Raw genomic sequence first — 13,500 nt, 5'->3', positions numbered from 1 at the left:
TAACCGCCGGAAAACCCGCGGGCAAAGGATGTCATCCGCGATCCGCAACACGGTCGGCTAGAACAGGTTCTAGGGTGGACAACCATGGGATTTCTCCAACCCGAACTGCCGCAGGTCGACATCGACGAGTGGAGCAAGCTGTCCCGCAGCGAAAAGATCCGCCCGATGGCCCGACATTGGGCCGAGGTCGGTTTCGGAACGCCGGTCGTTCTGCATCTGTTCTACGTCGGCAAGATCTTGCTTTACATCCTGTTCGCTTGGTTGTTGGCGGTGCCGACCACTCGCGGGTTGGCGTTCACCGACGTCATGTCGTGGTACGCCGAGCCGATCGTGTTCGAGAAGGTCGTGCTGTACACGATGCTGTTCGAGGTGATCGGGCTGGGCTGCGGCTTCGGGCCGCTGAACAACCGGTTCAACCCGCCCCTGGGGTCGATCCTGTATTGGCTGCGGCCCGACACCATCCGGCTGCCCCCATGGCCCCAGCGCATCCCCGGGACCAAGGGCACCGCCCGCACGCTGGTCGACAACGCGCTGTACGGCCTGTTCTTGCTGGTGACTTTCCTGACGTTGTTCGCCGACGGCACCGGCCCGATTCCGGAGTTGGGCACCCAGATCGGGGTGATTCGCCCGTGGCGGATCGTGCTGATCCTGGTGCTTCTCGGGATCCTGGGACTGCGCGACAAGGTGATCTTCCTGGCCGCCCGCGGTGAGGTATACGCGACGCTGTCGGTGACGTTCCTGTTCGGCGGTGTCGACATGATCATCGCCGCCAAGCTGGTGTTCATGGTGATCTGGATCGGCGCCGCCACATCCAAGCTGAACAAGCACTTTCCGTTCGTGATGTCGACGATGATGTCCAACAACCCGGTGTTCCGGCCCAGATTCATCAAACGGATGTTCTTCGAGAAGTTCCCCGACGATCTGCGGCCCGGACGGTTGTCGCGCGTTTTCGCCCACGTGAGCACCTTCGTCGAGATGTGCGTGCCCATCGCGTTATTCGTCGGGCACGGCGGCTGGTGGACCGCGGTCCCCGCGGCGATCATGGTGATCTTCCACTTCGGCATCTTGTCGGCGATCCCGATGGGCGTGCCGCTGGAGTGGAACGTGTTCATGATCTTCGGCGTCTTCGCGCTGTTCGTCGGCCACACTCACACCGGACTGACCGACCTGAAAAACCCTGTCCTGGTTGGGGTTTTCATCGCGTTCATCGCCTCGATCGTGATCGCGGGCAACCTATTTCCGCGCAAGATCTCGTTCCTGCCCGGCATGCGCTATTACGCCGGCAACTGGGACACCACGCTGTGGTGCATCAAGGCATCGGCGGACAAAAAGATCAACCACAACATCGTCTCGATCGCCAGCATGCCCGCAGCCCAGCTCGAGAAGGTGTACGGCAAGGAACGTGCGCAGATCCCGATGTATCTCGGATATGCGTTCCGCGCCATGAACACTCACGGCCGGGCATTGTTCACCCTGGCGCACCGGGCGATGGCCGGTCAGAACGAAGACGACTACGTGATCACCGACGGGGAGCGGATCTGCAGCACCGCCGTCGGATGGAATTTCGGCGACGGCCATATGCACAACGAACAGCTGATCGCCGCGATGCAGCAGCGCTGCGGATTCCTGCCCGGTGAGGTGCGCGTCGTGCTACTCGACGCCCAGCCGATCCATAAGCAGACGCAGGCCTACCGGCTGGTGGACGCCGCGACGGGCGAATTCGAGCGCGGCATAGTCAAAGTCGCGGACATGGTCACCCGGCAGCCCTGGGACGACCAGGTGCCGGTCCAGGTGCTGTCCGAAGAGCCGGTCGAGCCGCAGCCCCAGGCCGAGGAGCGCGGGGAGCTCGAGCCGGAGGCCCCGCCGAGCGTCACGCCAGAGTGACGCCGAAGCCCGAGCGCCACGCTGGCGTGACGCTCGGCGCTATCGGCGCAAATTAGACTCCTGCACGCACCTCCCGCGCGGCGGCAACCATGTTGCGCAGCGACGCGGTGACCTCGTCGGTGTTGCGCGTCTTGAGGCCGCAGTCGGGGTTGACCCACAGCCGCTGCGCGGGCAGAGCCTGCAGCGCGGCCCGCAGCGACTCAGCCATTTCGCCGGAGCTCGGCACCCGCGGCGAGTGGATGTCGTAGACGCCGGGGCCCACGCTGTTGGCGAAGCCGACCGCGTTGAGATCGTCGAGTACCTCCATATGCGAGCGCGCTGCCTCGATGGACGTGACATCGGCATCCAGGTCGGCGATCGCGCCGATCACCTCGCCGAACTCCGAGTAGCACAGGTGGGTGTGGATCTGGGTCGAGTCGGCGACGCCGGAGGTTGCCAACCGGAAAGAGCCGACGGCCCAACGCAAGTAGTCCTCCTGATCGGCCCGGCGCAGCGGCAGCAGCTCACGCAGCGCGGGCTCGTCGACCTGGATGACCGCGATGCCGGCGGACTCCAGATCCACCGTCTCGTCGCGGATCGCCAGTGCCACCTGATTGGCGGTGTCGGCCAGCGGCTGGTCGTCGCGGACGAACGACCACGCCAGGATCGTCACCGGGCCGGTCAGCATGCCCTTGACCGGCTTGTCGGTCAGGGACTGCGCGTATTTCGCCCACTCCACCGTCATCGGCTGCCGGCGGACGACGTCGCCGTAGAGCACCGGGGGCCGCACGCAGCGGCTGCCGTAGGACTGCACCCAGCCGTTCTTGGTGGCGAAGAAGCCGTCCAGCTGTTCGGCGAAGTACTGCACCATGTCGTTGCGCTCGGGCTCACCGTGCACCAACACGTCGAGGCCGAGCTGCTCCTGCAGCGTGATGACGTCGGAAATCTCCTGTTTCATCCGCCGGTCGTACTCGGCCTCGTCGATCTCACCGGCGACGAGTGCGGCGCGCGCCTTGCGGATCTCGACGGTCTGCGGAAACGACCCGATTGTGGTGGTCGGCAGCGGCGGCAGGTGCAGCCGCTCGTCCTGGCTGACCCGACGTTGTGCGGCGTCGCCGCGGTGAGAACCGGTCGCGACGATCTCTTCGATGCGGGCCCGGACCCGGTCGTTGTGCAGCCGCGGATCCTGCTTGCGGGAGGCGACGGCGGCGTTGGATGCCTCGATCTGCGCGGCGACGGCTTCGCGGCCCTCGTGCAGCGCACGGGACAGCGCCACCACCTCGGCCACCTTCTCCTCACCGAACGCCAGCCAGCTGCGCAGCGCGTCGTCCAGGCCGGTCTCCGGCGCCAGCGAGTACGGCACGTGCAGCGTGGAGCACGAGGTCGACACCGCGACGTGGGCGGCCGAACCCAGCAGGCTCGTCAGCTTGCTCAGCGCCGCCTGCAAGTCAGTCCGCCAGATGTTGCGTCCGTCGACGATGCCGGCCACCAGGGTCTTGTCGGCTAAGCCGGGCGCCCCCGCGATCGCCGTGTCGGCGCCGTACACCAGGTCGACGCCGATCGCCTCGACGGGCGTGCGGGCCAGCGCGCCCAGTGAAGCGCCGGGGTCACCGAAGTAGGTGGCGACGTAGATGGCGGGCCGGTTGCTCACCTTGCCCAGGGCGTTGTAGACGGCTTCGGCCAGCGCGGGGGCGTCGGCGCAGATGTCGGTGACCAGCGCCGGCTCATCGATCTGTACCCACTGCGCGCCTCCAACAGACGGGTCGGCGAGCAGGCTCAGCAGCTCGGAGTAGATTCCCACCAGCTCCTGCAGGCGCTCGATCGGCGCGCCGCCACCGTTGACGCCCTTGCTCAGCAACAGAAACGTGATCGGACCGATGACGACCGGGCGGGCCGGAATCCCTTGCTCGAGAGCCTCTTTCAGCTCGGAGAGCACCTTGTCCGGGTTGAGCTTGAACTTCGTCGCGGGTTCGATCTCGGGAACGATGTAGTGGTAGTTGGTGTCGAACCACTTGGTCATCTCCAACGGCGCGACGTCGGCGTTGCCCCGCGCGGCGGCGAAGTAGCGGTCCAGGTCGTCGGGAACCTGTGCGGCCCGGGCCGGCAACGCGCCCAGCATGACCGCGGTGTCCAGCATCTGGTCGTAGTAGGAGAAGGTGTTCACCGGCACCGAGTCCAATCCGGCATCGACCAGGCCCGTCCAGGTGTCGCGGCGCAGGGTGGCGGCGACTTCTTCGAGTTCCGCGCGGCTGGTTCGGCCTTTCCAATAGCCCTCGGTCGCGCGCTTGAGTTCGCGTTTCGGGCCGATGCGCGCAGAACCGACGACGGTTGCGGTGAATGGTTGGCAGATCACGATATTCGTCCTTCAATCGGCGTGGTGGTCATCGCCGGCGGACGTACAGCCACTCCAACAGCGATTAGCACCTCTTTTTCGTGAAGCACTAACCACCAACGGCTGCAGCCTAACGCCCATTCCACGAGGCGATGAGCCGCCGGACGCGGCGCGCCCGACACAGCTGGCAGGTCTCCGGACTCGCAGGCGCGCACCTGGCGGTGCTCCTAGTGGCCGTCGCTTCCCAGTCGTGAGACCAGTGCATAGGTGACGGCGGTCGTTCCTGCATACCGTTGCGGGACAGTCCCGGATTCTCACCGGGTTCCCTCTCACGAAGCGTTGCTAACGTTGCTTCGCTCGATGCCCGCGCCTTGCGGCGCACGCAAACCAGTTGCGAGAAGGAGTTTAGTCAGCCCGCCAATGCCTCGGCGACCGGGACGTCTCCGTTGTTGAATTCGATGGTCCGCCGGATCGTCGAATCGTCGGAAAGCGCGGTGGCCACGACGAGCGCGACATCGGCACGCGATACCTCACCCTTGCCCTCTTCGCCGACAGCGATGCGCCCGGTCGCGTCGTCCAGCGTGAGGCGGCCGGGACCGAGCACCGTCCAGTCCAGCTTGCTAGCTCGCAGATGGGCGTCCGCGGCGGCCTTGGCCTGGGCATAGGCGAAGAACGGATCATCTTGCGGCACACCATGATCCGGACCGGCACCGAAGTAGGACACCATCACGAACCGCTTGACGCCCGCCTGGCCGGCGGCATCGATCACCCGGATCGCGGCGTCCCGGTCGACGGCATAGGTGCGCGCCGGATTGCCGCCGCCCGCGCCGGCCGAGAAGACGACCGCGTCGTGTCCGGGCAGCAGCTCGGCCAGCGCGTTGGTGTCCAGCTGCTCGATGTCGGCCACCACCGGTTCGGCGCCGGTGGTGGCTACATCGTCGCAGTGGTCGGGATTGCGGAAGACGGAGGTCACTTGCGCGCCTCGTTCGCTCAGGATGCGAGCCAGCTGCAGTGCCACCTTGCCGTGTCCGCCGAAGACGATGATGCGTGCCATGTCGTCGACCGTACGCGCGACTCGTCGGGCAGCTCTGTCAGCTACTTCGCAGTCCGTCGATACCGAGCTCCATAAATTCGTCGTCAGGCACATCGTCGCTGCGGTACCGAGCATAAGTGGAGTCGATCTCCGTTACGACTCTGGGCAATTAGCCGTCGGACAGCCGGTCATGGAAATAATCGTCGTAGGCCGCCAGGTCGAGGAGGCCGTGACCCGAGTAGTTGAACAAGATCACGGTTTCCCGCTGCGTCCGGCGGGCGGCCAGCGCCTCGTCCATTACGCCTCGGATTGCGTGCGCGGTCTCCGGCGCGGGGATGACGCCCTCGCTGCGTGCGAATCGGATGGCGGCCTCCAGCACGGATCGCTGTGAGTACGCTACGGCCTCGATCCACCTGTTTTGCAGGAGGTTTGACACAATCGGCGCCACGCCGTGATAGCGCAGTCCGCCGGCGTGCGTCGCCGGCGGGACGAAGTCGCGTCCGATCGTGTACATCCACATCCGCGGGGTCAGGCCTGCGGCGTCACCGGACTCGTATCGCAGCAGGCCTGCTGTCAGTGACGGGCAGGACTGCGGTTCGACGGCTACCAGACGAGGCCGGCTCCCAGCCGCGGTGCGCGATTGCAGAAACGGCAGCGCCAGACCCGCGAAGTTCGATCCGCCGCCGCATGCGCCGATGACGACATCGGGAGCGCCCTCGCCCGCAAGCCGCAGTTGTTCTTTGGCTTCCAGTCCGATCACCGTCTGATGAAGCAGGACATGATTCAACACAGAGCCGAGCGCATAGTGGGTATCCGGCCTGCCCAGTGCCTCTTCGACTGCTTCGCTGATGGCGATCCCGAGTGAACCGGGACTGTCGGGATCGTTGTGCAGGACTGACTGTCCCGCCTCGGTGGTGCTGGACGGACTTGCAATCACCTCGGCGCCCCACGTCTCCATCAAGATGCGGCGGTACGGCTTCTGCCGGTGCGATGCGGCCACCATGAAGACATGGCACTTCAGGTCGAACAATTGGCAGGCCATCGACACCGCGCTGCCCCATTGTCCAGCACCGGTCTCGGTGGTGATTCGACGAACACCTTCGGCTTTATTGTAATACACCTGGGCGACAGCGGTATTGGCCTTGTGTGAACCAGCCGGTGACACCGACTCGTCCTTGAAGTAAATCCGGGCCGGCGTGCCCAGGAGTTGTTCGAGACGTACCGCTCGCACCAAAGGCGTTGGACGCCAGCGTCTTAAGACGTCAAGCACTTGGCCCGGCACGTCGACCCAGGGCGCGGCGGACATCTCCTGTTCGATCAGAGCCTGGGGAAAGAGGGCGCGTAGATCGTCGCCCTCGGCCCCTCGATCGAGGACCGGGTGCCGCGGTGGCTGCAGTGGCGAGGGGAGGCTAGACGCTGCGTTGAACCATGCCGCCGGGATATCGTCGGGCTTCAGTACATAGCGCAAGGCGACTCCTATCCGGTGAAACGCTTGAGGTATCGCACACCGGCATGTCCGGGCAAGCGTTGGCTCCCCGGCGCCCGCTTGCGCGAAACATTATCCGGCGATGGACAGTTGGGGTATCCGAGTGCCTCCAGCGCCTGCAATTCGGCATCGTTTGATTTGACGTCAAGGGACGCTATCGCCTCGTCGATTTTGTCGATACTGCTCGCTGCGACAATCGGCGCTGTCACCGCGGGTTTGGGGGGTGAAGCAAAGATCGCGGAGAGTTCTCCGGTTATCAACACGGAAGGCGAGTCGAACCGGATCAGCGTTCTCGACGTACACCATGTGTGACCTCAGTTCACTGCCCGATACCGGTAATGGCTTCGTCGGTGAGGACACGGCATGCGGTCGCCATGGACCTGAGGGTGGTAGCCAGTCGCGCGGGTCGGCTTCAAGCCTCTGCTGGTCGGTGAAAAAAATGAAAGGTGTCACGACATGCCCGGCACGCCTACGGACAACTGGTTTCGCACCCGATCGCCCGAGCACGCGATTCACCTTTGCGAATCGGCTTTTCACTCGCACAAGCTCGCGCTGCTCGGCCCCGCCGACCGGTTCGGCTTCAGCCAGCGCTTGATACACGCCGGGCCGGTCACGCTGGCCGATCTGAGCTATGACACCGACGTGTCGCTTCGTTTCTCGGCCGGTCGCGACAGTTACTACGTACACCTCCCGGTCGACGGCCGGCTTGAGTCGCAATACCGCGGACAACGGTGGGTTTCGACTCCCGCCACGGCGACGATCTACGGCCCCGACGCCGAGATGAGCGTGACGCGGTGGCCCGCGGCCAGCCGGCACCTGGGGGTCAAGATCGACCAACTCGTTGTCGATGCGGCCCTCGAAACGCTTTTGGGGAACCCGGCAGCATCGTCCGTTCCCTTCGCCGTCACGCTGCCTCTGGCCGACCATGCCGTCCGGAGCTGGGTGACCCAGGTGCATTGGCTCAATCGGGAGCTGGCCCGTTCAGACAGCCCGATGTGGCATCCGGCCGTGTTGGACCCGCTGGTGGAAAGCCTGGTGCACGGCCTGCTGCTGGTGGCCGACCATCCCCATCGTGAGGCTCTTTCATCGCCCGTCCGACCCGTCCGGCCGACGGCCGTTCGCGCGGCGATGGACATCATCGAGAGCACCCCGCAATCAGCTCTGACGACGTCGCGGTTGGCGCTCGAGTGCCACGTCAGCGTCCGCGCATTGCAGGAAGGTTTTCGCCGGCACGTAGGGATGTCGCCCATGGCATACCTGCGCGTGGTCAGGCTCCGTCGCGCGCACGGTGAGCTGCGATCGGCCCACTCTGCCAACGCCGGCGTCGCCGTCATCGCGCATCGCTGGGGATTCGGGCACCTCGGCCGTTTCGCGGCCGCTTACCAGGCGATGTACGGAGAGCCGCCGCTGCAGACCCTGCGCGGTACGCGTAATCGCAAAGGTTGTCCGGGCAACGCGGACCGATAGCCGAAAACCGCACTCCAGAGCTCAGGAGGTCGCTCGAGCGGTGCCGGCGGCGTCACCCTGAAGTATCCGCGGCCGGCCATCCGAGACGCCGCCCAGCCCTGGAAGCGAGAAGTTAGATGACATCAACCTCCCTGGAGATCGGTCGTCCCACAGTGGAATTCGCCGAACGGGTCCGCCGCAACCAGCGACGGCTTGGTGCGGAGTTGAAGCCGCAATACGACTTCATCGTGTGCGGATCGGGATCGAGCGGCTCGGTGGTGGCCCGGCGCCTCGCCGAAAACCCGAACGTGAGCGTGCTGGTGCTCGAGGCCGGCGGCCCCGACGAAGGACCCGAGATCAGCGAACCGGGAATGTGGCTCGCGAACCTCGGCAGCGAGCGCGACTGGAACTTCACCACCGAGCGTAATTGCCACCTGAACGGACGAGCGATCCCGTACGCGATGGCCAAGGTCCTCGGCGGGGGCTCGAGCATCAACGTCATGGTGTGGGCACGCGGTCACAAAAGCGACTGGGATTACTTCGCTTCCGAAGCCAAAGACCAACGGTGGAGCTATGATTCGGTGCTCGCGATCTACCGGGCCATCGAGGACTGGCATGGGGCTCCCGACCCTGGGCATCGTGGGGTCGGCGGACCCGTTTACGTCGGACCTGCCGCCGAACCGAGCCCGATCGCGCACGCGGGGCTCGAAGCCGGTAAATCGCTTGGCATTCCAGCGTTCGCAAGCCCGAACGGCACCCTGATGGAGGCCGCCGGTGGCGCGTCGATCGTCGATCTGCGCATCCGCAATGGACGCCGCGAATCGGTCTTCCGCTCTTACCTGTTCCCGTTGATGGACCGGCCCAACCTGACCGTGCTGACGGGCGCGATGGTGACTCGCGTGACGTTCGACGGGTCGCGGGCAACCGGAGTGGAATTCCTGCACGACCACGAGTTGCACTGTGCCGGAGCGGGATCCGAGGTCGTGCTGTCGCTCGGCGCGATCCACACCCCGAAGGTGCTCATGCAATCGGGTATCGGCGATCGGACTCACCTGCGGTCACACGGCATCGGGGTGGTGCAGCATTTGCCCGGCGTCGGTCGAAACCTGCAGGACCACCCCGGCTTCTCGTGCGTCTGGGAATATCGCGAACCCCTGCCCTGGCGCAACAGCGGCGGTGAAGTGACGTTTTTCTGCAAAAGCGATCCGACTTTGGATGCCCCGGACCTGCAGGCTTATCAGCTGGAGTTCCCGTTCTCGAGCGCGGAGAACGCGCAGAGGTTCGGCGTGCCCGAGGCGGGCTGGGCCATGTATGGCGCGGTGGTGCGGCCGAAGAGCCGCGGGCACATCACTCTTACCGGGCCAAAGCCCTCCGACCCCGTGAAGATCCATGACGGTCTTATGTCGCACCCAGACGACCTCAAGGCCGCAATCGCGTGCATCGAACTGTGTCGTGAAATCGGCAATGCACCGGCCCTTCGTCGTTTCAGCAAGCGAGAAGTCATGCCGGGCAAGCTCGACCACGCCGATCTGGTGACTTTCCTACGCAACGAGGTCACCACCTACCACCACCAGACGTGCGCGGCGAAGATGGGCCACGACAGCATGTCGGTGGTCGACGGATCGCTGAAAGTCTATGGGGTAGAGGGTCTTCGCATCGCCGATGGGTCCGTCATGCCGCGGGTCACCACCGGCAACACTATGGCGCCCTGCGTCATCATCGGTGAGCGCGCCGGGCAGATTCTGCGCCACCAATACGCCCTGTGAGTCGACTGGAGGAAATCCGGGAATGGGAACGAAATCGTTGGTGAACCTGACCGGTAGCTTCACCGCACGGATGCACGACGTACTCGGCGAGGCCGCGCGACGCGGACCGCTGGCCACCGACGAGATCACCGGCGCCACCGTGGTGTTGCGGCAACCCGATGTCGAAGCGCTGGCCCGCGACGAGCGGCTGAACGGGACCGGGCTGGCCCTGTTTGACGCCATGGGCATCAGCGACGGTCCATTGCGCGACTGGTACAGCCAGTTGATGTTCACCAACGACGGCGACTATCACCGTCGTCTTCGGTCGCTCGTTTCCCGCGCCTTCACCCCCCGCTCCGTCGGGGCGCTGAGGTCGACCGCCGCCGAGATGGCCGCCGTCGCCATCGCGTCGGCGACCCGGGACGGCGGGGATCTGGTGGCTGCTTTCGCCGGATTGGCAACCCGGTTGATTTGCCCTCTCCTCGGCGTCCCGGACGTCGACGTCGACGCATTCTCGCGGTGGGCCGACGCCCTCAGCCCGGTGTTCTATGTGATGACTCCCGATCAGATCGCGGAGGCGACGCGCGCGATCGTCGAAATGCGCGATTACGTCGATGCTTTGGCGCGTCGCCGAACCGAAGATCCCGGTCCCGATCTCATCACCGGATTGCTCGCTGCGGAGGCCGATGGCGAGCGGCTCACGCGCGACGAGACCGTGGCGATGATCGCGAATCTTCTTGTTGCCGGCCATGACACGACGGGCAGTCAGATACCGTGCAGCCTCCTGGTTGCACTGCAGCACCGCGACCGGCTTGCCGGGGTGGTGGCCGATGACGCCCGGCTGGCGAGCGCGGTGGCCGAGACCATGCGCCTCGAGCCCAGCATCCCCCTCATCCCGCGCACTGCCGTCGCGCCGATTGACCTGCACGGCACGACCATCCGGGCCGGCTCGACGGTTCTGCTCTGCATCGCCTCGGCGTGTCGGGACGCCTCGGCATGGCCGGCGCCGGACCACTTCGATCCCGAGCGGTTCACCCGGCCGGGGACGCCCCGGCTCATGAGTTTCGGGGCCGGAGCGCACTACTGCCTGGGTACCTCGCTGGCGAAGGTAGCGGTGGAGGAGTGCGTGCGCGCCGCGCTTGCCGCACGGCCCGCCCTGCACTTGGGCCAGGACCCCGCCCACATTGCGTGGCGCCGCGTCCTGGGCCGCAGCCCGCAGCGCCTCCTCATCGGTGTCGATGCGAGCTAGAGCTTGATCTTGCCCATGATGATGTCGATGATCGGCTTGCCCGGGGCGTAGGCGCCGGTCATCGAGGCCATCGTGTGTCCGGAGTCGACCAGCAGGGTGATACCGCTGACGCCGCAGGCGGCCTCGCTGTTGAGGAACGCCATCACGTCGCCCATCTGCTCGGGCGTGTGCACCTTGGAGCCGGTCTCGTCGCGGTAGTCCTGGGCGAAGGACAGCCACAGGTCCGCGTTGGCCTGGGCCAGTGGCGTGTCGGTCGGCCCGGGACAGATCGCGTTGATGCGAATTCCCTTCTTCGCCAGCGGGTAGCCCTGGGTGGCCACGTAGGTGTTGATCACCTTCTTGCTGGTTCCGTAGTGGTTGATCCCTTCGGCCTCGTGCGCCTGGCACCACGCCTCGGCCGCCGCGAAGTCCGGGGTCTCGAGGAATTCCAGCATCATGTCCAGGTCGTTCTCCCAGCCCATGCCGGCGACTGAGGAGATGAAGCAGATGGCCGAACCGTTGGGAAGTTGGTCCTTTTCCAGCAGGCGGTCGATCAGGTGGCGATGGCCGATGAAGTTGATCTTCATCAGCTCGATCGTGCCGTCGGCGACGCCGGCCGCGGAGAACACCGCGTGGATGGGACCCGTGATCTGGTCGAGAGCGGAGTCGATCGAGGCGGGGTCACGCAGGTCGACCTGCACGGACTGGGCGACGTCGTAGTCCACGGGCGCGTAATCCAGCACGATGACCTCGGCCCCGAGCTCGGCGGCTGACTTGGCCGCCGCGGCGCCCATGCCAGTCGCGCCTCCGACCACCAGAGCGCGTTTGCCGTCGTAGCGCAACCGATCGACAATGGTCATGGAAATCCCCTTCTCGGATAATGCCAACGAGGTTCTAACTGCTCAACTGTATGGGTAACAGTTATTTGGTTCAATACCGGGGCCGTATTGACTCAGCCGGTCTTACTTGCCTCGGACGGCGGCGCCGCGCAAAACGGTGTCACGGATGTGCACCAGCGCCGCTCGCTTGCCGATCTCGCGCAAAATGTTCTCCGGAATCCACTGCAGGCTGATGACGCAGCGCGCCAGCATCGCGGTCGACGGGGCGTCGATGCCGATCTCGCCAGAGCGGATGCCTTCGGAGAGCAGCGATTTCATTTGCCGTAGGCGGGTGGGATACGACCAGCCGGGATTGGCGGTCGGCGGTGTTTGTCGCATCCACGCCAGCTGAATCCGGAATTCGTCGGAAAAACGATCCAGTGCATTGACGTTGATCCAGCTCAACGCGTCCAGCTTCTCGATCAGGGAGGAATCCGAGCGCAGCACGCTGACCCAGCCGGCCTCCACTTTCTGACCGAATGACATCATGATCGAGTCGAGAAGTTCGTCTTTGGAGCCGATCACCCGATACACCGTGCCGGTACCAAGTCCCGCCGCCGATGCGATGTCGCGGATCGTGGTGGCTTCATAACCCTTGCGGCCGAATTCGGTTCGTGCTACGGCGCGGACATGGGCGGCCTTGTCGCTGGGATCGGCGTCGATGTCGTCGGCCCACGATTCGATGACGGCGCTGGCCGCCGAAAATGCATTGGACCGATCCAATACCGCATCGGTGGGCGGCCGGGCGGCCAAGCCCCGCAGGATGATTCGGCACAGCAGCTCCGCCACCTGGTCGGGTGCAGAGTTATGCCGCATGACGTCGAGCCCGACCTGCAGCATGGTCTGGCAGATGCGGTCGGCCAGCGTGGGCAGGTCGATGTCCGGTTTGATGTAGCCACTCCACCTGCCGGCGCGCAGGGTTTGCACCATCGCCGCCTGCACCGCGACGGACTGATGCCGGGTCAGGTTCATCAATTCGGGGTCCGCGCTCGGCCCCTCGTAGAACGACATCTGCAGTGCGGCGCGATGGTGCACGGCGCAGTTGGCGACCGCCGATCCCAGCTCGATAATTTTCTCGGCGGGCGGTCGCGAATCGGCTTCGTCCAGCCTCGCCTGGGCCCTCTCGCCGATGCGGTGCAGATCGTCCTGATAGCGCCGGATCAGCTCGATGAGGATCGCTTCTTTGGATTCGAAATGGTGATACAGGCTTCCGGGCAGAATTCCCGCCGCTTCGGCGATCTCCTGTAACGAGGTTCGCAATCCCGAGGATGCGATCAAAGATGCGGCGGTCTGCAGGATCTCGGTGCGGCGCGTCCCGGAATCGTCGGGCTGATCCAGGCGATCGGTGGCCGCCCGCTTTCCGTTAGCCAAGGGTTCGGCTTTGGCCATGGCTAACGGTGCGTATGTTGAGAGGACTGCGACCGGGCCAAGCTGCGCATTCGTCCTCCTGCCGAACCAAATCGTTGGTAAAGGCTATCAGATTGCCCGT

9 protein-coding genes and 1 riboswitch are annotated in these 13,500 nt (G+C 65.2%); of the genes, 4 read left to right on the top strand and 5 right to left on the bottom strand.

The features are described from left to right. Positions 1-84 precede the first annotated feature (84 nt). Entirely contained in the window at positions 85-1,884 is a 1,800-nt protein-coding gene (locus AAHS21_RS05595; protein ID WP_342926717.1) for a DUF3556 domain-containing protein, read from the top strand. A 52-nt stretch (positions 1,885-1,936) separates the two neighbouring features. On the opposite strand, the gene metE is transcribed toward AAHS21_RS05595, so the two are convergent. The 3 genes from metE to AAHS21_RS05580 form a co-directional block, all read right to left on the bottom strand. Next, the gene (metE, locus tag AAHS21_RS05590) at positions 1,937-4,216 is read right to left on the bottom strand and encodes a 5-methyltetrahydropteroyltriglutamate--homocysteine S-methyltransferase (RefSeq protein ID WP_342926716.1); all 2,280 of its coding nucleotides are present in this window, start codon (positions 4,214-4,216) and stop codon (positions 1,937-1,939) included. A gap of 147 nt (positions 4,217-4,363) precedes the next feature. Next, positions 4,364-4,557, bottom strand: a riboswitch (cobalamin riboswitch). Positions 4,558-4,604: 47 nt separating this feature from the next. Then, a complete protein-coding gene (locus AAHS21_RS05585; protein ID WP_342926715.1) occupies positions 4,605-5,249 on the bottom strand; it encodes an SDR family oxidoreductase in 645 nt (214 codons plus the stop codon). A gap of 148 nt (positions 5,250-5,397) precedes the next feature. After that, a complete protein-coding gene (locus tag AAHS21_RS05580; RefSeq protein ID WP_342926714.1) occupies positions 5,398-6,696 on the bottom strand; it encodes a TrpB-like pyridoxal phosphate-dependent enzyme in 1,299 nt (432 codons plus the stop codon). A 474-nt stretch (positions 6,697-7,170) separates the two neighbouring features. Here AAHS21_RS05580 and AAHS21_RS05575 point away from each other — a divergent pair, with 474 nt between their 5' ends. The 3 genes from AAHS21_RS05575 (at position 7,171) to AAHS21_RS05565 (ending at position 11,154) form a co-directional block, all read left to right on the top strand. Beyond that, on the top strand, positions 7,171-8,181 hold the full coding sequence (locus AAHS21_RS05575; protein WP_342926713.1) for an AraC family transcriptional regulator: 1,011 nt from the start codon (positions 7,171-7,173) through the stop codon (positions 8,179-8,181). A gap of 116 nt (positions 8,182-8,297) precedes the next feature. Beyond that, the gene (locus tag AAHS21_RS05570; RefSeq protein ID WP_342926712.1) at positions 8,298-9,926 is read left to right on the top strand and encodes a GMC family oxidoreductase; all 1,629 of its coding nucleotides are present in this window, start codon (positions 8,298-8,300) and stop codon (positions 9,924-9,926) included. A 22-nt stretch (positions 9,927-9,948) separates the two neighbouring features. Then, positions 9,949-11,154 (top strand): cytochrome P450, encoded by a 1,206-nt coding sequence (locus tag AAHS21_RS05565; protein WP_342926711.1) that lies wholly within the window; start codon positions 9,949-9,951, stop codon positions 11,152-11,154. Here the strand turns inward: AAHS21_RS05565 and AAHS21_RS05560 are convergent. Both AAHS21_RS05560 and AAHS21_RS05555 read right to left on the bottom strand, forming a co-directional pair. Next, positions 11,151-11,993 carry an SDR family oxidoreductase gene (locus AAHS21_RS05560; RefSeq protein WP_342926710.1) on the bottom strand — a complete coding sequence of 281 codons (843 nt, stop codon included), beginning with the start codon at positions 11,991-11,993 and terminating at the stop codon, positions 11,151-11,153. The two genes, AAHS21_RS05565 and AAHS21_RS05560, sit on opposite strands and share 4 nt — an antisense overlap. Positions 11,994-12,095: 102 nt before the next feature. After that, positions 12,096-13,400: a TetR/AcrR family transcriptional regulator gene (locus AAHS21_RS05555; RefSeq protein WP_342926709.1), complete on the bottom strand. Its 1,305-nt coding sequence runs from the start codon at positions 13,398-13,400 to the stop codon at positions 12,096-12,098. Positions 13,401-13,500: the final 100 nt, after the last annotated feature.

Source organism: Mycobacterium sp. 050272, assembly GCF_039023525.1.
Lineage (GTDB): Bacteria > Actinomycetota > Actinomycetes > Mycobacteriales > Mycobacteriaceae > Mycobacterium.
This window is presented reverse-complemented; position numbering and strand designations above follow the sequence as displayed.